Annotated in this window: 27 protein-coding genes, 1 tRNA gene and 1 riboswitch; of the genes, 11 read left to right on the top strand and 17 right to left on the bottom strand. The window is 53.1% G+C overall.

What is annotated here, in order from left to right:
- The first annotated feature begins 61 nt into the window (after positions 1 to 61).
- Positions 62 to 165: riboswitch (TPP riboswitch) on the top strand.
- A 58-nt stretch (positions 166 to 223) separates the two neighbouring features.
- From thiS to thiC, 8 genes are all read left to right on the top strand, one after another.
- Positions 224 to 418: a sulfur carrier protein ThiS gene (thiS, locus tag PUP29_RS06435; protein WP_079546680.1), complete on the top strand. Its 195-nt coding sequence runs from the start codon at positions 224 to 226 to the stop codon at positions 416 to 418.
- A gap of 1 nt (position 419) precedes the next feature.
- A complete protein-coding gene (thiF, locus tag PUP29_RS06430) occupies positions 420 to 1,049 on the top strand; it encodes a sulfur carrier protein ThiS adenylyltransferase ThiF (protein WP_079546681.1) in 630 nt (209 codons plus the stop codon).
- Positions 1,050 to 1,067: 18 nt separating this feature from the next.
- Positions 1,068 to 1,838 carry a thiazole synthase gene (locus PUP29_RS06425; RefSeq protein ID WP_079546682.1) on the top strand — a complete coding sequence of 257 codons (771 nt, stop codon included), beginning with the start codon at positions 1,068 to 1,070 and terminating at the stop codon, positions 1,836 to 1,838.
- 12 nt (positions 1,839 to 1,850) lie between these two features.
- Positions 1,851 to 3,104, top strand: a complete 1,254-nt coding sequence (gene thiH, locus PUP29_RS06420) for a 2-iminoacetate synthase ThiH (protein ID WP_079546683.1) — start codon at positions 1,851 to 1,853, stop codon at positions 3,102 to 3,104.
- Positions 3,097 to 3,705 (top strand): thiamine phosphate synthase, encoded by a 609-nt coding sequence (locus PUP29_RS06415; RefSeq protein ID WP_079546684.1) that lies wholly within the window; start codon positions 3,097 to 3,099, stop codon positions 3,703 to 3,705. The genes thiH and PUP29_RS06415 overlap by 8 nt, the downstream gene beginning before the upstream one ends.
- Positions 3,692 to 4,354: a thiamine phosphate synthase gene (gene thiE / locus PUP29_RS06410; protein ID WP_079546685.1), complete on the top strand. Its 663-nt coding sequence runs from the start codon at positions 3,692 to 3,694 to the stop codon at positions 4,352 to 4,354. Before PUP29_RS06415 ends, thiE begins: the two co-directional genes overlap by 14 nt.
- A 66-nt stretch (positions 4,355 to 4,420) precedes the next feature.
- Complete coding sequence (gene thiD / locus PUP29_RS06405; protein ID WP_079546686.1) at positions 4,421 to 5,224, top strand: bifunctional hydroxymethylpyrimidine kinase/phosphomethylpyrimidine kinase; 804 nt, start codon at positions 4,421 to 4,423, stop codon at positions 5,222 to 5,224.
- A 28-nt stretch (positions 5,225 to 5,252) separates the two neighbouring features.
- Complete coding sequence (gene thiC / locus PUP29_RS06400; protein ID WP_353422719.1) at positions 5,253 to 6,557, top strand: phosphomethylpyrimidine synthase ThiC; 1,305 nt, start codon at positions 5,253 to 5,255, stop codon at positions 6,555 to 6,557.
- A 119-nt stretch (positions 6,558 to 6,676) separates the two neighbouring features.
- Here thiC and PUP29_RS06395 read toward each other — a convergent pair whose 3' ends face one another.
- Together PUP29_RS06395 and PUP29_RS06390 are read right to left on the bottom strand one after the other, a co-directional pair.
- Positions 6,677 to 8,029, bottom strand: a complete 1,353-nt coding sequence (locus PUP29_RS06395) for a UDP-N-acetylmuramoyl-tripeptide--D-alanyl-D-alanine ligase (protein ID WP_353422718.1) — start codon at positions 8,027 to 8,029, stop codon at positions 6,677 to 6,679.
- Positions 8,030 to 8,034: 5 nt separating this feature from the next.
- On the bottom strand, positions 8,035 to 9,075 hold the full coding sequence (locus PUP29_RS06390; protein WP_353422717.1) for a D-alanine--D-alanine ligase family protein: 1,041 nt from the start codon (positions 9,073 to 9,075) through the stop codon (positions 8,035 to 8,037).
- Between the two features lie 187 nt (positions 9,076 to 9,262).
- Here PUP29_RS06390 and PUP29_RS06385 point away from each other — a divergent pair.
- A tRNA-Thr gene (locus tag PUP29_RS06385) sits at positions 9,263 to 9,338 on the top strand.
- Positions 9,339 to 9,401: 63 nt separating this feature from the next.
- Here the strand turns inward: PUP29_RS06385 and PUP29_RS06380 are convergent.
- From PUP29_RS06380 to PUP29_RS06350, 7 genes are all read right to left on the bottom strand, one after another.
- Entirely contained in the window at positions 9,402 to 9,800 is a 399-nt protein-coding gene (locus tag PUP29_RS06380; RefSeq protein WP_353422716.1) for a hypothetical protein, read from the bottom strand.
- Positions 9,801 to 9,934: 134 nt separating this feature from the next.
- Entirely contained in the window at positions 9,935 to 11,416 is a 1,482-nt protein-coding gene (locus PUP29_RS06375) for a recombinase family protein (protein ID WP_353422715.1), read from the bottom strand.
- Positions 11,417 to 11,500: 84 nt separating this feature from the next.
- Positions 11,501 to 11,674: a hypothetical protein gene (locus PUP29_RS06370; protein WP_353422714.1), complete on the bottom strand. Its 174-nt coding sequence runs from the start codon at positions 11,672 to 11,674 to the stop codon at positions 11,501 to 11,503.
- 109 nt (positions 11,675 to 11,783) lie between these two features.
- The gene (locus PUP29_RS06365; RefSeq protein WP_087307739.1) at positions 11,784 to 11,984 is read right to left on the bottom strand and encodes a hypothetical protein; all 201 of its coding nucleotides are present in this window, start codon (positions 11,982 to 11,984) and stop codon (positions 11,784 to 11,786) included.
- A 351-nt stretch (positions 11,985 to 12,335) separates the two neighbouring features.
- Complete coding sequence (locus PUP29_RS06360; RefSeq protein ID WP_289600364.1) at positions 12,336 to 12,746, bottom strand: RNA polymerase sigma factor; 411 nt, start codon at positions 12,744 to 12,746, stop codon at positions 12,336 to 12,338.
- A gap of 475 nt (positions 12,747 to 13,221) precedes the next feature.
- Positions 13,222 to 14,103: a radical SAM protein gene (locus PUP29_RS06355; protein WP_353422713.1), complete on the bottom strand. Its 882-nt coding sequence runs from the start codon at positions 14,101 to 14,103 to the stop codon at positions 13,222 to 13,224.
- Positions 14,104 to 14,116: 13 nt separating this feature from the next.
- A complete protein-coding gene (locus tag PUP29_RS06350) occupies positions 14,117 to 15,016 on the bottom strand; it encodes a radical SAM protein (protein WP_353422711.1) in 900 nt (299 codons plus the stop codon).
- A gap of 127 nt (positions 15,017 to 15,143) precedes the next feature.
- Between PUP29_RS06350 and PUP29_RS06345 the strand changes: the two genes are divergently transcribed.
- Positions 15,144 to 15,479, top strand: coding sequence for a winged helix-turn-helix transcriptional regulator (locus PUP29_RS06345; RefSeq protein WP_353422710.1), 336 nt, complete (start codon positions 15,144 to 15,146; stop codon positions 15,477 to 15,479).
- Positions 15,480 to 15,592: 113 nt separating this feature from the next.
- A complete protein-coding gene (locus PUP29_RS06340) occupies positions 15,593 to 15,949 on the top strand; it encodes a helix-turn-helix transcriptional regulator (protein ID WP_158404048.1) in 357 nt (118 codons plus the stop codon).
- A 203-nt stretch (positions 15,950 to 16,152) separates the two neighbouring features.
- Here the strand turns inward: PUP29_RS06340 and PUP29_RS06335 are convergent, their stop codons facing one another.
- The 8 genes from PUP29_RS06335 to PUP29_RS06300 all read right to left on the bottom strand — a co-directional run bounded on the left by PUP29_RS06335 (position 16,153) and on the right by PUP29_RS06300 (position 21,147).
- Positions 16,153 to 17,499, bottom strand: coding sequence for a relaxase/mobilization nuclease domain-containing protein (locus PUP29_RS06335; protein WP_353422709.1), 1,347 nt, complete (start codon positions 17,497 to 17,499; stop codon positions 16,153 to 16,155).
- 147 nt (positions 17,500 to 17,646) lie between these two features.
- Positions 17,647 to 17,937 carry a CD1845 family protein gene (locus PUP29_RS06330; RefSeq protein WP_055152367.1) on the bottom strand — a complete coding sequence of 97 codons (291 nt, stop codon included), beginning with the start codon at positions 17,935 to 17,937 and terminating at the stop codon, positions 17,647 to 17,649.
- 158 nt (positions 17,938 to 18,095) lie between these two features.
- Entirely contained in the window at positions 18,096 to 18,443 is a 348-nt protein-coding gene (locus PUP29_RS06325) for a plasmid mobilization protein (protein WP_205130205.1), read from the bottom strand.
- Entirely contained in the window at positions 18,440 to 18,604 is a 165-nt protein-coding gene (locus PUP29_RS06320) for a hypothetical protein (RefSeq protein ID WP_353422708.1), read from the bottom strand. The genes PUP29_RS06325 and PUP29_RS06320 overlap by 4 nt, the downstream gene beginning before the upstream one ends.
- A 10-nt stretch (positions 18,605 to 18,614) precedes the next feature.
- Entirely contained in the window at positions 18,615 to 19,226 is a 612-nt protein-coding gene (locus tag PUP29_RS06315) for a hypothetical protein (protein WP_353422707.1), read from the bottom strand.
- A gap of 350 nt (positions 19,227 to 19,576) precedes the next feature.
- Positions 19,577 to 19,930, bottom strand: coding sequence for a cysteine-rich VLP domain-containing protein (locus PUP29_RS06310; RefSeq protein WP_353422706.1), 354 nt, complete (start codon positions 19,928 to 19,930; stop codon positions 19,577 to 19,579).
- A 177-nt stretch (positions 19,931 to 20,107) separates the two neighbouring features.
- Positions 20,108 to 20,893 (bottom strand): DUF4366 domain-containing protein, encoded by a 786-nt coding sequence (locus PUP29_RS06305; protein ID WP_353422704.1) that lies wholly within the window; start codon positions 20,891 to 20,893, stop codon positions 20,108 to 20,110.
- 2 nt (positions 20,894 to 20,895) lie between these two features.
- Positions 20,896 to 21,147, bottom strand: coding sequence for a DUF4315 family protein (locus PUP29_RS06300; RefSeq protein ID WP_087232213.1), 252 nt, complete (start codon positions 21,145 to 21,147; stop codon positions 20,896 to 20,898).
- Position 21,148: the final 1 nt, after the last annotated feature.

Genomic DNA, 21,148 nt, shown 5'->3' with positions numbered 1-21,148 from the left:
AATAAAAATCAATAAAACAGCTTGCATACCGTTGGAAAACGATATATACTATATAAAACAACTGAACATTAGGGAGCTTGTGAGACAGGCTGAGAGGAAAGTGTTACTTTCGACCCATAACCTGATTTGGATAATGCCAACGTAGGGATACTGAAATAAAGCATATTGAGCGGGAAGCTTCAGGTTTGGGGCTTCCCGTTTTGTTTTGCCCGGAGGAAAGCAAATGGTCAGGATCAATGGAGAGGCGGCGGATGCTGCCGGAAAGAGTATAGCGGAATATCTGGCGGGTACAGCCTATGACACCGGACGGATCGCCGTGGAACGCAACGGAGATATCGTTCCCAAAGCGCGATATGACGAAACGGTCCTTATGGATGAAGACGTCGTTGAGATCGTCAGCTTTGTAGGAGGCGGCTGAGATGATTCCATCAAGAGACGAATGGCAGGCTGCGTTGGAGCTGCGCCACGGAAGAGAACGGCAAAAAAGCTTTTCTTCCGCCGTTGTTGCCGTGTGCGGCCTCGGAGGCCTTGGCTCCAATATTGCGGTAGCGCTTGCCCGCGCGGGCATAGGGAAGCTGATCCTCATTGATTTTGATAGGGTAGACCTCACGAATCTTCACCGGCAGCAATATAAGGCGGAGCAGATAGGCAGGCTGAAAACGGAAGCCCTCTCGGAGAATTTGAAGGAAATCGCTCCTTATACTGCTTTGGAGACCCATACGGTGCGGATAGACAGGGAAAATGCCGCAGCGCTTTTAAAAGAGGCGGACATCGTCTGCGAGGCCTTTGACGATGCGGAATACAAGGCCATGCTTGTGGATACCGTAACAGAGAAGATGCCCGGGAAATATTTGATCGCAGCCTCCGGCATGGCGGGCTTGGGCAGCGCGAACGATATCAAAACGAGGAGGCTCACCAACCGTTTTTATCTTTGCGGTGATGAAGTCAGCGATGCCGCGGATGAGATCGGGCTCGTATCCGCCCGGGTGATGCTCTGTGCGGCGCATCAGGCGCACGCAGTGCTGCAGATTTTGGCAAAAGAAGCTTAGGAGAAAGAAGGAAGAAAAATGGAGCAGGATATATTATGGATAGGCGGACACAAATTTCACTCGCGGTTTATTCTTGGTTCGGGTAAATATTCCCTCGGACTGATCGAAGCGGCAGTACGGGATGCCGGGGCAGAGATCATCACACTTGCGGTCCGCCGTGCGAATACGAAAGAACGGGAAAGCATACTGGATTTTATACCAAAAGGGGTTACGCTGCTTCCCAATACGAGCGGTGCGCGGAATGCGGAGGAAGCCGTACGCATCGCGCGGCTGGCGAGAGAGCTCGGATGCGGAGATTTTGTGAAGATAGAGATCATGCGCGATTCCAAATATTTGCTCCCCGATAATCAGGAGACCATACGGGCTACGGAGGTCCTTGCAAAAGAGGGATTTATCGTCATGCCATATATGTATCCCGATCTGAATGCCGCGCGGGACCTTGCCTGCGCCGGCGCTGCGGCGGTCATGCCTCTGGCTGCTCCGATCGGTTCCAACAAGGGGCTGACCGCAAAAGAGTTTATTCAGATCCTGATAGACGAAATAGAGCTTCCTATTATTGTAGACGCGGGGATCGGAAGACCGTCTCAGGCATGCGAGGCGATGGAAATGGGCGCTGCCGCAGTCATGGCAAATACCGCTCTTGCCACAGCTGGAGATATCCCGATGATGGCTGCGGCATTCCGCCAAGGGATAGAGGCCGGAAGAAAGGCATATCTTGCGGGCCTCGGAAGGGTACTTGCACGCGGTGCGTCCGCTTCCGATCCGCTGACCGGATTTTTGCGCGACTGAGAGGAAAAGACAATGGATGATCGCTTTTTTGTAGATTCGGAATATCTGTCGCCGCAGGCATTGGAAAAAAAGCACAGGCTGGAGACTGACCCGTCCGTCCGCCGCAGCCACATGGAATATCTTCCCGGTATGGAACGGATCGAGTCGGATGTCTGCGCCAATGTCATAGGGCAAATGGAGGCCTATGATTATGCACGGTATACCGCGAAAGACGTACGGACGGCTCTGGAGCATGAGACCTGTTCGGTCGAAGACTTTAAGGCGCTGCTTTCGCCCGCCGCCGAGCCGTTTCTTGAACAAATGGCGCAGCGGGCACGGGTCGAGACGAGCAGGCATTTCGGCAATACCGTATATTTGTTCACCCCGCTGTATATTGCAAATTATTGCGAAAACTATTGTGTCTACTGCGGCTTCAATTGCTATAACCACATCAACCGCATGAAGCTGACGATAGAGCAAATCGAAAAGGAAATGAAAATCATTGCGGACAGCGGCATGGAGGAGATACTGCTCCTGACCGGAGAGAGCCGGACGCAGAGCGGTGTGGATTATATCGGGGAAGCATGCAGGCTGGCAAGGAATTATTTTCGCATGGTGGGCCTTGAGATCTATCCCGTCAATACGGACGAATACCGCTATCTCCACGAATGCGGCGCAGATTATGTAACGGTTTTTCAGGAGACCTACGACGCGGAGCGATATGAAAAGCTCCACCTGTTTGGGCATAAGCGCGTATGGCCCTACCGGTTTGATGCGCAGGAGCGCGCGCTTATGGGCGGCATGAGAGGCGTGGCGTTCTCCGCGCTGCTTGGGTTATCCGATTTCAGGAAGGATGCTTTGGCAAGCGCGCTGCATGTCTACTATCTCCAGCGCAAATATCCGTATGCGGAGATGTCGCTGTCCTGTCCGAGACTGCGGCCTATTATCAACAATGATAGGATCGACCCGTTGGATGTGCACCAAAAGCAGCTTTGTCAGGTGCTCTGCGCATACCGTATTTTCCTGCCCTTTGTGGGGATCACGGTATCGTCGCGTGAGAGCGCCGCATTCCGCAACGGCATCGTCAAGATCGCTGCGACTAAGGTGTCGGCAGGCGTTTCTACGGGGATAGGCGACCATGAAAGAAAATACAGCGGAAAGGAGACGGACGGCGCGCAGGGAGACGAGCAGTTCGAGATCGACGACGGCCGGAGCCTGAACCAAATGTATCGGGATATTGCCGAAGAGGGCCTGCAGCCTGTCTTGAACGACTACCTCTATGTCTGATATTCTCTGCGTTACCAACCGGAAGCTCTGCCGTGGGAGCTTTTTGGAAAGAGTCGGGCAAATTGCCCGGGCAAAGCCCGCAGGGCTCATCCTGCGGGAAAAGGATTTGCCGGAGGATGAATATATAGCTCTCGCCCGCCAAGTCCTGAAAATTTGCGGCGCATACGGTGTAAACTGCTTCCTGCATACCTTTGCGGAGGTAGCCGCTGCCTTGGGAGCGGAGTTCTTGCATGTGCCTTTTCCGATATTGATGAGCATGAGCGGGAGAGAGAAGGCAAGATTTCGGAAGCTCGGCGCGTCCTGCCATTCCGTGGAGGAAGCAAAAGCCGCTGAGAAACAGGGCTGCACCTACATTACGGCCGGGCATATTTTTGAGACGGACTGCAAAAGAGGCCTTGCCGGACGCGGATTAAAATTTTTAGAGGAGATATGCGCATGCGTTTCTATTCCGGTATACGCGATCGGCGGGATCGATGCGGAAAATATCGGGAAGATACGCAAAGCCGGAGCGGCAGGCGCGTGTGTCATGAGCGGGCTCATGGAATGTAAAGATACGGCGGATTACCTCCGCGCACTGGAGAGAAGAAATGATTTTTCATAAAGAGATGTTGCTCCTGTATGCTGTGACCGACCGAAGCTGGACGGGACGGCAAACGCTGTGTGAACAAATCGAGGAAGCGCTGAAAGGCGGGGCGACCGCCGTTCAGCTCCGGGAAAAGGAGCTTGGAAAAGAGGAGTTTCTGCGGGAAGCGGCCGCGGCCAGCACGCTTTGCCGCCGTTACGGAGTGCCGCTGCTCATCAACGATAGCGTTGATGTAGCGCTGGAGAGCGGCGCGGACGGCGTCCATGTCGGGCTCGGTGACGCACCCGTTGCAGAAATACGCAAAAGAGCGCCGAAAGGCTTTATTATCGGTGCGACAGCGAAAACGGTAGGACAGGCGCGGGCGGCGGAGCGGGCCGGAGCAGATTATCTTGGCGTCGGAGCCGTATTTCCCTCTCCCACCAAGAAAAATGCCGTCCGCATCACAACAAAACAGCTCAGAGAGATTTGTGATTCCGTGGCGATACCGGTTGTTGCGATCGGCGGTATCAGCCTCGCCAATATACAGGAGCTGAAAGGCTGCGGGATGAAAGGGGTTGCCGCCGTATCAGCGCTTTTTGCCGCCGGGGATATCCGCAAAGCGGCGGAAGAATTGAAAAAAGCGGCGCAAGTGGCAGCCGGAAGCGGATACCCACGATATGATTGGTAAAACGACGGAGCAGATGCTCCTTGTAAGCGCAAGCAATACGATCAACACTTTCAAAGGAGAAAAACAATGAAAACGGCATTATCGATCGCGGGGAGCGATTCCTGCGGCGGCGCCGGTATTCAGGCGGATGTCAAAACGATGACGATGAACGGCGTTTATGCGATGAGTGCGGTCACGGCGCTCACAGCGCAGAACACGACCGGCGTCCGCGCGGTTTTAGAAACGCCGCCCGAATTTTTGAGGGAACAGCTCGACGCGGTATTCGAGGATATATTTCCGGATGCGGTCAAGATCGGTATGCTGCCGTCGGCTGAGCTGGTGCGCACGATTGCTGAACGGCTGCGGTATTATCAGGCGAAAAACATTGTAGTAGACCCTGTGATGGCAGCGACCAGCGGTTCAGCCCTGATGGGAAGCGGTACAGCGGAGGTATTGGCGAACGAGTTGTTTCCCATCGCGGCGCTCGTCACGCCGAATATCCCGGAGGCGGCGGTCCTATCGGGAGTTACCATCCGTGAAGAGGGGGATATGCTGTGCGCGGCAAAACGAATCGGAGACGCGTTCGGCTGCGCGGTCCTTTTGAAAGGAGGGCACAGCAGCGGAGCCGCCGATGATCTGCTCTATGCGGATGGAGGCTTCCGGTGGTTCAGAGGAGAGCGGATCGAAAATCCCAATACGCACGGAACGGGCTGCACGCTGTCAAGTGCGGTCGCTTCCAATCTTGCTAAGGGATTTACGCTCGACGAAGCGGTACAAAGGGCAAAAAGCTATTTATCCTGTGCGCTTGCAGCTATGCTCGATTTGGGGAAGGGTGCAGGCCCGATCGAGCATGCTTTTGCTTTGAATGGCTGTTTTGCCGATAAAAAATAAACTATCTGCCGGAAAGGAAATAAAAGCAATGAGAAATTATAAGACTCAGATGGAAGCGGCTAAAAAGGGACTCGTTACTCCGGAAATGAAAGAGGTCGCGGCAAAGGAATACCGCACGGAAGAGGAAATCAGGGAATTGGTCGCAAAGGGGCAGGTCGCGGTCTGCGCAAACAAGCTGCATACCTGTATCGAGCCAAACGGTGTTGGCTCTATGCTGCGGACCAAGATCAACGTGAATCTCGGCGTGTCCCGCGACTGCAAGGATTACGATGTCGAGATGCAAAAGGTGATGGCCGCGGTAGAGCTGGGTGCGGAAGCGATCATGGATCTATCCTCCCACGGGAACACGCAGCCGTTCCGCAGAAAATTGGTAAGCGAATGTCCTGCTATGATCGGTACGGTCCCGGTGTATGACAGTGTGATCCACTATCAGCGCGACCTTGCCACGCTGTCGGCAAAGGATTTTATTGATGTGATCCGTCTGCATGCTGAAGACGGCGTCGATTTTGTAACGCTGCACTGCGGCATCACACGAAAGACGATCGAGCAGATCAGAAAGCATAAAAGAAAAATGAACATCGTGTCGCGCGGCGGCTCGCTGGTCTTTGCATGGATGAGCATGACGGGCGAGGAAAATCCTTTCTATGAATATTACGACGAAATTCTCGATATCTGCCGCGAATACGACGTAACGATCTCTTTGGGCGATGCCTGCCGCCCCGGCTGCCTTGCCGACGGGAGCGACGTCTGCCAGATCGAAGAGCTTGTTCGGCTGGGAGAGCTGACAAAGCGCGCATGGGAAAAAGATGTTCAGGTGATGGTGGAAGGGCCCGGGCACATGCCGATGGACCAGATAGAAGCCAATATGAAGATACAGCAGACGCTTTGCATGGGCGCGCCGTTCTATGTGCTGGGGCCGATCGTCACTGATATCGCTCCCGGATATGATCACATCACGTCGGCGATCGGCGGAGCGATCGCAGCGGCTTCCGGCGCGGCCTTTCTCTGTTATGTCACCCCGGCGGAGCATCTGGCGCTTCCGGATGTCAATGACGTCAAGCAGGGGATCATCGCCTCTAAAATTGCCGCGCATGCGGCGGATATCGCGAAGAAGGTTCCGCATGCACGGGATATCGACGATGCGATGGCTGATGCGCGGCGTACCTTTGACTGGGAAAAGCAGTGGGAATGCTCGCTCGATCCGCAGACGGCAAAAGGTATCCGTGACAGCAGAGCGCCGGAGCATGAGGACAGCTGCTCAATGTGCGGAAAATTCTGCGCTGTCAGAAGCATGAATAAGGCGCTGAGCGGGGAATATATCGATATCCTGTAAATAATACGGCGCAGCGTGAAAGCGGGAGCGGCTCAAATGCCGCTCTCGTTGGTTTAGAAGCCATATAAAAGAATAAAGAATTTTTTTGAGAAAACAGGGCCGTTGGTACGGTCTTCTGTTTATTTCAACAGCTGTTCGACGGTCCGCTCGAGCCGCATACCGCGCGAGGCCTTGACGAGCACGGCGTCTCCCGCGTGAATGAAGCCGCCAAGCTTTTCCAGCAATTCGTCCTGTGTACGGAACCATTCCGCCTCTGCACCTGCATTATGCGCTTCCTCGCAGATATATTTCGCGAGTGCCCCGACGCACAGAACACGGTCCGCATTTTTGGCGGCATATCGCCCAAGCTCGCGGTGATACTGCTCCGCCTGTTCGCCGAGCTCCAGCATATCCCCGAGAATACATACCCTGCCGCCCTCCGCATAGGCCAGAACGTCGAGAGCGGCACGCATAGAGCCCGGATTCGCATTATATACGTCGTTCAAAACGGTGATGCCGTTTTTTTCTTCGATACACATCCGGCCGGCGATCGTACGATAGGCTGCAAGCCCCGCAGCGATCTCGTCCGGCGCCATGCCGAGTGCAAGGCCTGCCGCTGCCGCTGCAAGCGCATTGTATATCATGTGGCTGCCCGGCGACGGCACATGCACTTTAAATTCCGCGTCCGGCACATGGATCACAAAATCTGTTCCGCCAAGACCGCGGCTGTGTATTTCCTTTGCATAAATGTCGTTTTCTCTGCCGAGGCCGAACGCTGTCACATCCATCCGCGTATCGCGGAGCGTTTTCAAATACGGGTCGTCCCCATTTATAAATACATGACCGTCCGGCTGCATATATTCCAGCATTTCAGATTTTGCTTTTAGGATGCCCTCCTTAGAACCCAAATGCTCGATGTGCGCCTCGCCGATGTTGGTCAGGAAGCAAAGCTCCGGCCGGACGATCTTAGCAAGGCTGCGTATCTCGCCGAAATGATTGGTTCCCATTTCAACGACAGCGACATCGTGATGTGCCTCCAGACGGAGTACCGTCAGCGGAACGCCTGTCTGGTTGTTGAGGTTTCCCTCCGATTTCAATACATCGTATTTTTGAGACAGCACGGAAGCGATGAGCTCTTTGGTCGTTGTTTTGCCTACGCTGCCCGTGATACCAACGGTCTTAACGGAAAAAAGACTTTTATAAAATTCTGCGAGGCCTTGAAACGCGGCAAGCGAATCCTCTACTAAAATATATGGATGGTCTGTTTCAAGCGGCCGTTCTGTGATACAGGCGACCGCTCCGGCCTCGTAAGCGGCGGGAATGAAGTCATGTCCGTCAAAACGTTCTCCTTTAATGGGAACGAATAAAAAATCCGGCTCCACCCTGCGGTTGTCGATCACAACGCCGCGGACGTTCCGCGAAAGCAGGGCGCTGTCTCCGCAAAAGGTTCCGTGCACCGCCTGTACTGCTTGCTCCAGAGAAAATTCTTTCATACCGTTCACCTGTATTTTTTAAGAGAAAGCTCTATGATGCGCTCACATAGCTGCTCATAGGAGATCCCTGCGGCCGCTGCCTCCTGTGGGAGCAGACTGGTCGGCGTCATGCCCGGAAGCGTATTCATCTCGAGAAAATAAATATCGCCGCTTTCCGTGAGGATGAATTCTCCCCGCGCATAGACCTCCAGCTTTAAGAGGCGGCACGCTTCCCGCGCCATTTCCTGCATCCGTTTTTCTGTTTCCGCATCGATGGCGGCGGGGCATACCTCTTCCGTCCATCCGGCCTGATATTTGTGCGCGTAGTCGTAAAAGCCGCCGCGCGGAATGATCTCGATCGGCGGAAGCGCCCTATCGCCCAGAATGCCGACTGAAAACTCCCGTCCTGTGATAAATTGCTCCACCATGACCTCGTCCTCATAGCAGAACGCTTCCTCCAGCGCCCGCTGCAGCCCGTCCTGATCCGACGCTTTTTCGATGCCGATGCTCGAACCGCCGCAGCAGGGCTTCACGATGCAGGGAAAGCCGACCGCTTCGGCATCATCTATCGCTTCTCCCCTGTGAAGCACCACGCTTTTGGCGGCTTTCAGAAGACTGCTATCCTCTATCATGCGCTTACTGATCCCTTTATGCATAGCAAGCGCGCTGCCGAGATAGCCTGTTCCCGTATATTTGATGCCCAGCACATCGAAAAATGCCTGCATGCGTCCATTCTCCCCATCTTCTCCGTGCAGCCCCATATAGACGATATCAGCTGCACGGCATATCTCAATGACATTTTTGCCGATGGTCCCAAAGCCGCTCTCTCCGCGCGCGGCCTTTACCTGTTCCAGATCGGGCGCCTTTTCGTCGACATGAACTGCATGAAGCTCACCCTCTGCCTGAAAGACGTCGCGGATATCTCCGGATACCTCCAAGCCGAGGAAAGAATCCACCAATACTGCACGGTGCCCTGCCCGGCGAAGCGCATTCGTCACCATCGTTCCTGAGGATAAAGAGACTTCCCGTTCCGTACTGAGTCCGCCCGCTAAAACAACAATATCCATTCTATAAAGCTCCATTTCTAATCATTGACTGAACGGGATTTATTATACCACATCGCAGCGGATGTGTTAAGACAGGTGCAGGACCGCAGGCAGCCTGTTTTTTCAAAAAAATTTTCCTTGCTTTGCTCTTATATATTGAAATATTTTCTGGTTTCGCTTATAATAAATAAGCTGTTTCTTATATTCTGCTGATGTGGCACAGGTGGTAGCGCACATCCTTGGTAAGGATGAGGTCACGAGTTCGAGTCTCGTCATCAGCTCCAGAGAAAATCTTTTAGTAGAGCGGTTTTTGCGGATTCGTAAAAACCGCTTTTGCTATTTTTTATTCAAAATTCATTTTTCTCATAAATTTGTGGGTGTAATTCAGCCGATTTCTGCGACACGGGGGGTAAACAAGCGTAAAGCTTTTTTGCTAAATCCGGCTGTTCGGCTAACTTCTTAAATGACCTTTGCAAGTTAAAGTCCTCTGTTACCCGTTTTTGTTCCAGCCGCCCATAAAAATCATTTTCCGCTTGTAGACGGCCACTTTCTTCGGTATTTTTCGAGAATTCCGTCATAGTGGTAAAAAGGCATTGTAGCCGATGTTTCTCACTTTTCGCCTCCGATGACCTGCATATCATAACAGTCTGCGCCTTGCGGCAAAGGTTCATGACGCAGCGTATATTGGAATCGGACAATAGCACCTGCGCGATATGTTCCGTATCGGCCGGTAAGGGAGCCGGCATGACAACCCCCTGTGCGGAAAAAATATCTGCGAATTTTGATAATATGAGGTGCTTTCTTAGAAACGATGATTCCCATATTATATCATAGATAGAAAACTATTTTTTACAAGGGCATAATGCCAAGTGAAAAGGTTTTAGATTTTCCAGTGGATTGTAACACTCTCACTGGTAGCGTCAATTTGTGATATGAGTATATCAACCACCTTGCGCTTATCGTCAAAGCTCACGGACTCCCAGTCATCGAGATAATCCGTAATGCTATCAATCTGTGAAGCGGAAACAGAATTGGCGGTGAGGTCTGCGACCAGCCGGAGCTGTTTCTGCCGTTCTGCATCCAGTTCCTCAATGCGTGTATTTGCGTATTGCAGGAGAAGCGGATTAGCCCCGGACAAAGTGTCCAGAAGTTTCTCGATCTCGCTTTCCGTCTTTGCCAGGGCAACACGGGCGGCGGTCAGCTTCGGATTGTAGCTTTGTTCCTTGCCGCCTTTCAGCGTGTGGAATTTCCGCATCTTCTTAACCATCTCGCCGTAGACAAACGCCTCCATGTTTTGCGCGGTCAGCGTACCGGCACCCTCGCAGCTCTTATTGTCTGCCCGTTGTTTGCACCGCAAATAGGTAACACCGTTTCTGGCGTTCAAACTTGCCAGGGCGTAACCACAGCGCCCGCACTTGATTTTCCCGGCCAGCCATGTGTTATGGCATTTCCGACCATTCTGGAATGTCGTGTTTTGTGAGAGCTTGCGCTGAACGGTCAGCCAGAGCTGGGAGGGGATGCGCCCCTGGTGGGGAGCAATCACAAGGATCGGCTCCTCGCCCTCGCGCCCTTGATAGAGATAACAGCTATTGTCCCCTGTGAACATTTCCGGGGGACTTTCAATTTTTACGCCCTGGGCCTTGAAGTATTCGTAGATGTCCATATCGGCCTGGACGTAGACGGGGTTTCTCAGCAGTTGAGCAATAAACCCGCGCTTTAGGGACTTGTCATAAACCTTAATGTCGTTCTCGGCAAAGTACCGGGATATATCGCCGTAGGAGTTGCCCGGCTCCGCATACATTTGATACATCAGCTCGGCAAAATCCATTTCCGCATTTTCCACCAGCTGTTTTGTCTTGATCCCGTCCATGACGATGGGCTCGGTATCAAAGCCGTATGGCGTCCGGCCCCGCATATAGTAGCCTTTGGTACACCGAGAATAAAAAGCGTCCTGCACACGCATCTGGATGCTTTCGCGTTCAAGCTGGGCAAAAACAATGCAGATATTGAGCATCGCCCGGCCCATCGGTGTGGAAGTGTCAAACTTTTCTGTGCAGGACACAAACTCCACATCGTACTGTTTGAACAGTTCCATGAGCTTTGCGAAGTCCACGATGGAACGGCTAATCCGATCCAGCTTGTAGACGATCACCCGCTTAATCAAGCCCAGCTTGATGTCCTGCAGAAGCCGCTGGAAGTCGGGGCGCTCAATGTTCTTGCCAGAGTAGCCCTTGTCTTTGTATTCCTTACCCTCACCGCCTTTAAGCTCATAGCGGCAAAACTCAAATTGACTTTCAATGCTGATACTGTCCTTTTTGTCAATCGACTGCCGCCCGTAAATTGCATCTATTCTACTATCCATAATTAGCTCCCTTCCGTTAAACGGGAGCCAACCTACAATTATATTGTACCTCTGCCGCCCCCTTACCACAAGGATGACTCTGGCCTACCCCCGTCCGGCATATTTGCGGAACACATCGAACAGCCGCCGCTCGACCTCGCGGTTGCGCTTATCCTGTTCCTGCGGGGAAAGAACGGGGGTGAGATTTTTGACGGTGATCGTGCGATCTCCGAGAACAGCAGTTTTGACTTCACTTTCGTATTTGACCTGTGCCTGCATAAAATCCCTCCCATACAATCAAAGAATGTTTTGAAACGTGGCAAAGGCCAGCACCGTGAAAGTGCTGGCCTTTGGCCGGATATGTACCTCTGGACAAAGTGTCCAGAAGTCAGTAGGGACTCCGCTCGTAGTGTTGCTGGGCCTCTTCCAGTCCACGGATGTCAAAAACCTCATAGAGCTCAGCCACCACACGCCGGATGTCCTGGGGCGAAAAACCGCAGTTCTCCATCGCGTAGATCACATAGCCGCGACAGGCATTGTTACTCCACGGCTGGGAGAGCAGGGCCGCCAGTTCTGGATCATAGTTCATAGAGCGTTTCCCTCTTTCTTGATAAATTAGGGAGTGCCGCGCCCGTTTCCTTGACCTGTCCAAAGACAACCATACTCAGCGCGGCATCCCCACGCAACAGAGGAACGGCGGCCCGGAGGGACAGACGGCCAGCCTGTCCAATAGCGGATCGTGGCCGTGAGCTGGCCCGGCCCACTTGCGGCGCTGGTGTTTGTCGCTCGTTCTCCGTGGAGAGAAGTCACCGCGCACCCGCCGCCCGGCTCCCCGCGCTATGCTCAGGGCCGCCGCCGTTCCGTTGCGGAGAGGTTTATATTTCCCTCTCTAATAACCAAGACATTTTTGCATCAATTCCAAGTGGGGAAAAAGCAAAAATCAAAAAGTTTTTTTCATGCGTTCCAGGCCCCGCTTGATAGACTGGCGGACGGACTCCTCATGCACACCCTCGGCCTCGGCAATCTCTTTGATGCTTTTGCCAAGAATGATATGAGCATCGATCCGGCGGCCCTGGATCTCCGGCAGGGAGTTGAGGGCGTTCCAGAGCCGGACAAACAGCTCCATGCGTTCCAGAAGCTCCTGGGGCGTGGGCTCATGCAGGCAGGCCGAGTATTCGATCCCGTCCTCACAGTCCAAGGAATACTGCGCCTTGTGCCGGGTGAGCCGCCGCTGGTAAGCGGCTTCATAGCGGACGCTGGCCCGGAGCGCCTCGGCCACTTCCTCAGAAACCTCGATAAACTGATCCTGGATGTACCAATAATAAAAATCTTTCAGATTGATGGTAGTCATTATAAACCTCCGTTTCGGTGTGGGTGAACGAGTGACCGAAACGGGGGCTGGTGGAGAGCGGCACCCAGGGGAGCCGCACCGCACCTCTGGACAAAGTGTCCAGAAGTCGGACAAACAAAATGCGCCTGCGCGACACAAGGCCACGCAAGCGCACGAAATGACAAATTCATTTATGTACTGCCAAATTTCGCATCTGCCGCCGGACTGATCCCGTTGGGCGGGTGGGCTTTTTTTGACAGGTTAGGGGGATGGAAAAAGAAACAGGACACGGCGATACCTCCCGGACACCGCCGTATCCTTAAAAAAGGGCGACTTTAACACACCCCCCCGTATTCTCATTTTTTGAAAAGAAAACGGCGGCTTGAAATTGTTATTTCAAAACCGCCGCAAATCTTTATCGGGCATGGAGAGAGTGCTGCCACACGACGGTTTTTTTCTTTTGCCGTCGTACGGCAGATTGTATTTGTATTCAGATTTATCCCAAAGACTTTAGATTATTACGGTATTCAATCATTTCTGCTTCGTCAACCGTGTCAAGGATATGCTGTAATTCACTAATTACTTTTTCGCGTTCCTTCGGCAAAAATGCTGTTACCGGATAAAAATTTGATGATGTATTAGCAAGCAGATGCGTCCTAATTTGCAAGTTCTGAATAAATACCTGTAACTCTTCAATCCTTTCTTTTTCTCCAGCAGGTACAAATTCTCCCCTTTTCGCCATTTCGTAAAGTTCAGTATCAGGGAACAGTGTTAAAGAGTCCACGGAGATGAAATAAGGATTAAGCTGGCTAAATAGCTTTGCACTATTGACAGCATTACGATACCCGTTTCCTTTACCTGCCAGCCCGGTCATATAAACAAAGTAATACTCAATACCAGCTTCATCTAATTTCCGGCACTGTTCAATAATGTCCTCAGAAGTGTAACCCTTATTTGCGAGCAATAGGGTTTGATCATCTCCGCTTTCTGTTCCAATGCTTAGTCCGTTGATACCCATCGCTCGAAGTTTCCGTAACTGCCAAACTTCTTTTGGCTTAATATCCCGTATGCTTGCAAACATCGCCATAGTTTGGCATTTGATTAAATAATCCCGCACAGTTAAAGCGCGAAGTTTTAAGTTTTCGTAGCTCATAACAAACGGATTAGCACCCGTCCAGAAAATACGCCTTGCATTAGGCTGGTAGTTTTTAATTTCGGCTAAATCCTCCTCAAATTCTTCAATAGGGGACATTCGGAAGCATTCACCTTTGTAAAGGCTACAAAACCGACATTTATTGTATGTACATCCAGACGTGGCCTGAATAATAACCGAATGTGCCTCATAGGGAGGGCGCCATGTTCTTCCTGTAAAATGCAAAATTTTCCTCCTGTCATAAATGTTTTAAGTTTCTACGATAATATTGCAGTTCTTCTTCACTGACGTTTTCTATTATTTTATCCAGAGTGTCTAAAAGTTTCTTTTTATCCCGTGGTAAGATGCCCATAAGCTGAAAAGCATTAGAAGCTCCTAAAGCACCGAAAGCTGTCGGAATGTTCAGATGCTCGATAAGTGCTCTTACTTCCTTATATTTTTCCAGCTCACTCTCTTCTTTCCATGTACCGCGCTGAATTTCTTGATACAGTTCAGAATCGGGATAGATCGTCAGCATATTAGCACCTACTTCCGTAGGATGAAGCTGATTGCAGATCTCGGCAGTGGCTTTCGCCCCAATCTCTCCTCGTCCAGCTCCAGAGATACTTGTAAGGTAGAAAAAGCTATAATGGATACCAGCCAAGTCAAGTCGCTTACATTGTGTGACAATATCATCAGCACGATAGCCTTTGTTCATAAACTTTAACGCTTCATCGTCACCAGTTTCAATTCCAATCGTTAGGCCGTCATAACCGGCATTATGCAGAGCTTTCAGTTCTTCATCTGTTTTTAACGTAACATCTGTAACACGAGCAAAGCAGCCTATCGTTCTGCTTGACGGAATATACTTATGAACGAGATCGGCAATTTTCATTAAACGATCAAACTTTAGCACAAAAGGATTAGCGCCAGTTAAGAATGTCCTTTCAAAGGAAAAATTTTTCCAGAGTTTTACCGTATGAGCAGCTTCTTGCAAATCTGCTTCAATATCCTCTAACGGTGACATTCTAAATTTGAAAGGCAAATCATTATAGAGTGTACAGAATTTGCATTTGTGATGCGTGCATCCAGCAGTAACCTCCAGCAACAAAGAAGAAGCCTCATAAGGTGGCCTCCATATAGTTCCAGTGTAGTGCATAGTGTTTTCCTCCTTCACACTAATTATATCATTGTACACGAATTTGAAAAGTACTGTACTTTTTTGTAGTACCTTGCTTTATCATTGAACATGGTATATTATAGTATAGGAAAGGAGTAGCAACGAGATGAGAAAGACAGAACTTGCGATTGAGAGATGTAAAACCATATCCACACTTCAAAAGATATTGGGTGGAAAGTGGAAAATAGAAATTTTATACTATATCGCCATCCGTGATATACATAGGTTTGGAGAACTACGGCGGCATATCGGAGAAATTACAGAGTCATCATTAACCAAGCAACTACGAGAATTAGAAGCAGACGGATTTTTAATTAGACATGATTACCATGAGGTTCCGCCTCGTGTAGAATATACTCTTACTGAATTAGGAAGAAGTTTTATTTCCGTCTTAGATTTTATGAAAACATGGGGCGATGAAAATTTGAAAGATGTTCCGTGACTATTTAGGGTTTAATTTACCGCATAGGCGAAATTAAATACTACTACAAGTAAAACTGTATTTCGTTCTCATAGGCTCACCCGAAATGTAGAATAATATAGGGTGATATGAGAATGTACCAATATGACAAAAACCTTGATTTTCACGCCCTGGGCCGTGAGATCAAACGCAAACGGGAAGCAAAAGGCTGGACGCAGGAGTACCTGGCTCAGCTTGTGGATCGCACCCCGCGCTCCATCATGTATATGGAGAACCGGGGGCAGAAGCCAAGCCTCAATGTTTTTTACCAGCTTGTCACCCTGCTGGAGATTTCCGTGGATCAATTCTTTTTCCCGGACAAGCTCAACGGAGAGAGCACCTGCCGGAAACAGATAGATGTCATGCTCAATTCAATGGACGAAAAAGAGCTAACCGTAATGAAATACACAGCAGAGGGACTGCAAAAAGCCCGTGAAACGGAGGATGCGTAAGAAAAGCGTGTACCTCCGTTTTTTCGTGCCATTTTCGGGGCTTGCACAAAACGGCAAGCAATTCGAGTGTGGGCACACTCGAAATTTTTGCAGGGCCGAGGGCCCCGCAAAAATGCTTGTTGGGGAGCTCCCCAAACCCGCTGGACTTCTGGACACTTTGTCCAGAAGTCCAGGCGCAAGCGCCTGTTGTCTGCGTCCCGGAGCTATCGCTCCTGGGCCTTATTTTCCCGCCCGTCCGTATGGCCGAGCAGATGGTCAATATTCGCCTTGACTGCTACGGCCTGCCGCATATCCGCCTGGGCCTTGCGGTACTCGGCATAGAGGGCTTTTTTCTTTTCGGAGAGCTCCCGGCGCTCCTTTTTCAGCGTGTCCATTTTCGGGAGCTTTGCGCCGCCCAGGAGATCGCTCATAGTAGCTTTTGCAGCCCGGTAGTTAGCCAGCTCTGCCTCGTGCTGGGCCAGATACTTTTTAGAATACCGGGCCGCTTTGTAGCCATCGAACACGGGCCGCGTCTTTGCATACTGTACCACCGCACCCATGAGCTCAGAAGTTTTAGAGAGGGCATCCTCCGTATTACGCAGCTCCCCGGCCAGCTTGTGGGCGCGATCCACCGCCGCCTCGGTGCTGGCGGCCAGCGCGTCATAATCCATCAGATTATGCTCCCGGAGATACTGGAGCGCGGCGGCCATCTGTTTGAGGTTGTAAACTTTGGCCCACCGTTCATAGGCCGGGCCCTTGCCCTGGGCCATGCGCTCTTGAATATCAATAATCAGATTGACACGCCGGGGCGGAGCCGGGCTGTCCTTCGGGAGCTCCGGGATCGGACGCTCCCCGGCAATCACCGCCCGGATGTCATCGGGATCAAAGCCGGGGCCCAGGACAGAAGCCCGCAGACGGGTGTACTTATCCTGCCCAGGGGCCAGGAACGAGATCACGCCTCCCCGCCCATGCTTCACTTGAAAGCCGGACTCCTCCATGAGCCGCAGGAACGCCGGGAAGTCGGCGGGCTTTTTCTCCAGGGTCTCCACGATGGCCAGCCGCACCCGCTGTTGTGCGGTGGGCGGCTTTTCGCCAATCCACTGGCCATAGTGAAGAAAACGGCCCTTGCTGTGCTGTTTCGGATTTTGGATAACAGACAGCTCATGCTCGATGCACACCCGGTCAGAGAGCCGCCGCACCGCAAAGCTGGAGCCGATGAAGTTATGAAACTTCCGGGAGCGGTCAAAGGCTGTAGAGTTGTAATAAATGTGATTGTGAATGTGGCCCTTGTCGATGTGGGTACAGACAAAGAACTGGTACTTGCCCTTTGTCCAGCGCATGGCCGTTTCATAGCCGAGTTTGTTTGCCTCCTCCGGCGTGACCTCGCCGGGCGGGAACGCCTGCCGGATCTGAAAGAACAGGGCCCCGCGCTCCACGGCCCGGCCCGTTTCCGCCTGGTACTGGCTTTTCGTCAGAAGAAACTCAGCGGGGGCCGATACAGGATCGCAGAGGTAGGCAGACACAGCTCCTATCTTTTTCAGATTGAGCCCGTAGGCAAACCGATCCTCCATTGTCTGAACAGCAGTTTTCCCCGCCGCTACCTTGTAGGGCCGGATGTAAGTTGTAGCGATAGCCGCACCTCCTTTCCCAGCAGAAAAAGCGGGCGGCGGTCTGTTTCACCCGCCGCCCGGCACCTCTGGACATTTTGTCCATAAGTATCAGCTCGCCATAAAGTCCATCGCCGCATACTTCACACTATGCAGACGCTCCACCAGCCAGCCGCCGAGGGCCGGGAGCCCAAAGGGGGAAACCAGGAACGCCAGCACAAACATAGCGATGCAGCCTACTGTCTGCCCGGCCAGCAGGCAGAGGATCGCCAGCAGGGACAGGCCCACACAAGCCACAATGCACACAGCCCCCGCCACGCAGGACAGGAACGTAAGCACCGCCACAATGAGGATCAGGGCCAGGACAAAGGGAGCCGCGATGATTTTTAAGATTGTCCGCATCGTTCATACCTCCTACAAAAAGTTCGTTGTTTGCCTCTATATGTATATTATAACTCCGCAGGAGGGGGCCAACAAGGATGCCTCGGCTATCCCCACTTCTGGACAAAATGTCCAGAAGTGGGGATAGCCGGGGAACGGCAAAACCGCTCCCCGGCAGATCAGAGCCGCACGATGGCGGAGAGCTTTTCCAGCAGATCGGAAAGGGGCCGCCACAGCTTTTCATAGTCCCGTTGCAGAGCCGTAATCTCCTCCGGGTAAATGCCGCCGTAGGTATTCGCCTGGATCGCCACCTGATTTAGATTGTTGGAGCACCGCCGCTGGAGCGACACCAGCTCCTGGACAGGTGACAGGTCAACATGGAGCACATACCCATTGAGGGCCATTTTCCGCATATAGGCCCCCATGTTTCGGATGCCCGCCTCGGCCATCCGTTCCCGGATCAGCGCCTGCTCCTCCTCGGACACCATCACATGGAGATGGATGGGGCGGCGGCGTTTCTTTGTCACCGCTCCTCCCGTTCCAGGCTCCGGCAGACGCGGGGCGGTTCCTTTACCTTGTCCAGCGCCTTTTCCCGTTCCGGGGGCTGGGCGGGGATCGGCGTATTGAATACCCCGGAGAGCCGCAGGGCCTCCTGGCTGGCAAAATCCTGTTCACGCTTCTTTTCCATAACAGTCCTCCTATCTGTCGTCCCGGTCAGGGGCTTTCTTTTTAGGGCCGTCCGGGGCCCGGTGTTCCTGGGCCTCCTTTTGCGCCGCTTTCAGTTGCTCCGCAATCGGGGGCTGGCGTTTGGCCTCCTTATGAGCCCGCGCCGCCTCCTGGCGTTCCACACCACGGGCAAAGCTGGCCAGTTGCTCCGGGGTGATGTATTCTTTCACCACATAACTGCCGAAGTCAGGGTAAAACCATGTCAGCCGCTTTTGATCCGGGATGCGGTGAGCGTCCTCCCATTTTCCCACCACCTGGGCCTGGGCGTCCATCTGCCGCCGAATATCCAGGTTATTGCGGGAGGGCCGGAGCTCATAGTCCTGCATTTCCCGTTCCGTCAGGGGATGAGCATAGGTGATGGCACCCCACGCCTGGAACGCCTCACCCGTCACTTGCTGGCGGGTAAAGTATAAATCCATGTGGACAGGGCGGTTAAAGTAGCTGTTCGGGTAAGTGCCGATGTCGATAGGCCGCTGGGTGGAGTAGTACAGATAGGTTTCCTTGTCCGGGGTCTGCTCCACTTCCTGCACATGGTAACGCCGCTGGTAGTCCTCGGCCCGGTTGAGTAAGTCCCGTTCCGCCATATCCGGCTCATTCATATAGTGGCCCCAAAAGTAATTCCGCTGGCCGTCCTGCTCATTGAACCGCCACGTCACAAAGGGATTAGGGGCCCTGCTATTTTCCCCCAGGGCAAAACCGCACTGATTGTCAAACAGGATCGTGCGGCGGATCACATAGCCTTGATTTTCTTCCAGAATAACACCTCCTTAGATGCCCCGCCACCTCTGGACAAAGTGTCCAGAAGCGGCAGGGGTAGATGTGGAAAGCATTTGAGCAAAACAAGGGCAGGCCATAGAAAGATACGCCCCACCCCCAAAAGGGCCCCGGAAAGCCTTGATCCAAGCGGGTTTTCCAGGGCCTAATTTTCCACACATCACCTCCGCTTTTTCCGCATATAGTCCCGCTTTTGCCGCCGCAGGGCAATCCGGGCACAGGACTCGGAGCAGTAGGCCATGCGCCCATCGGCGGGGACGGCCCCGCCGCAGATGGGGCAGGGCTTAAAATCCGGCCTGGGCCCCTCAGTCATCAGGGACACCTCCAGGGCCGGATCAAGGGGCAGGACGGCCTCCCGGAAGTAGCGGCAGTAAGCACCCGTCCAGCATTTCCCGAACATATAGCACTCACAGTCCAGGGGCAGACACCCGCACTCCCGGTCATAGTTGGCGCACCATTTTGTTACCAGGGCGCGGATGGCCCTTTTTTCCTCGCGTGTCAGTTCACGGGCCAAGCCGTCACCTCCCGCCAGCCGGGGCTTTCAAAAGCTCCCGGTAGCAGGACACACAACCGATGCCCCGCCAGTAGGGGCACCCGGAGCACCGGGAGCCCCTGGGCGGCTTTGCCGGGGCCGGAGCCTGGGGACGGGGCTTCTGTTTCATCATTTTTTCAAAGGGGCTGTCGGTAAACCTCATTTGTCAGCCTCCTCTCCGTCATCGTCCTCCTCGTCCCAGGGCGGGCCGTCATCGTCCTCGTCCCCGTAGCCGTCCGGCCCATCATAGTCATCCAGCTCCCCGCCGTAGTCCTCCTGGGGCTCGGCGGCTTTCTGCTGTTTGGGACGCAGTACCTTGAAATAGAACGCCGCGCCGCCGCCCACTAAGGCCACCGCCAGCACCGCCAGGAGCATCCCCATGTTGCCGCCCGTTTCCGGCTCGGCCTCCTCCGGGGCGGGTTCCTCGGTTTCCGTGGGTTCCGGCTCCGGCTCAACACCCGCGCACTTGTTCATATTGACCGAGCAGACGGCGCACTCCGTATTCACGGCACCCGCCGCGCATTTTTCAGAGCAGGAGCAGACCGCCTGCTCCACCCCGGCGGCCTCGGCTGCGGCCAGCAGATCGGCCTCGTCTACCACGCTGAAGAAGTAGGTTTCATACTGCTCGCCCTCCTCGTCCACAGGCTTGTCGTAGTCAATGACGATGTAAAAGGTATTCCCGCCCGCCGTCTGCACCGTAATAAACTGCTTGTTGGTGTGCTCGTCATAGAGCAGATCGCGGGTTACAAGGTTGCCCTCCTCCGAAAAGCCCTCGCCCGGTTCGATGGTGGGTTCCGGCTCCGGGGCCTGGGTTTCCTCGGTCATGGTGGGATCGCCATAGTCCGCGCCCTCGCCGCCGTCCGCATAGGCATAGGCCGGGATGCTAAATCCGCATAAAAGAACGGCGGCACACAGCGCCGCCGCCATCACCCGAAAGCGTTTCATCTTCAATTTTCCTCCTTTCCGCCGTCCTCGGACTTCTGGACACTTTGTCCAGAAGTGCCATCCCGGAGCCGCTGGAGCACCAGGGGGAGCTCCTCCAGGGAAATGCTCATACCCCGCACGATGTCCACGATCTCGCTGTTTTCGGCCTCCTGCTTGTTCTTTTCCAGCTCCTTGAGCCGGGCCTGCTGTTCGCTGATTTTGGCCTTGACCTTATCAATCTCGGCCTGGATTTTTTGGCTTTTGCTTACCGCCATA

The organism is Christensenella massiliensis, assembly GCF_040409835.1.
GTDB lineage: Bacteria > Bacillota > Clostridia > Christensenellales > Christensenellaceae > Christensenella > Christensenella massiliensis.
Note: the sequence above shows the minus strand (reverse complement) of the source record. Positions and strands in the feature narration are given on the sequence as shown.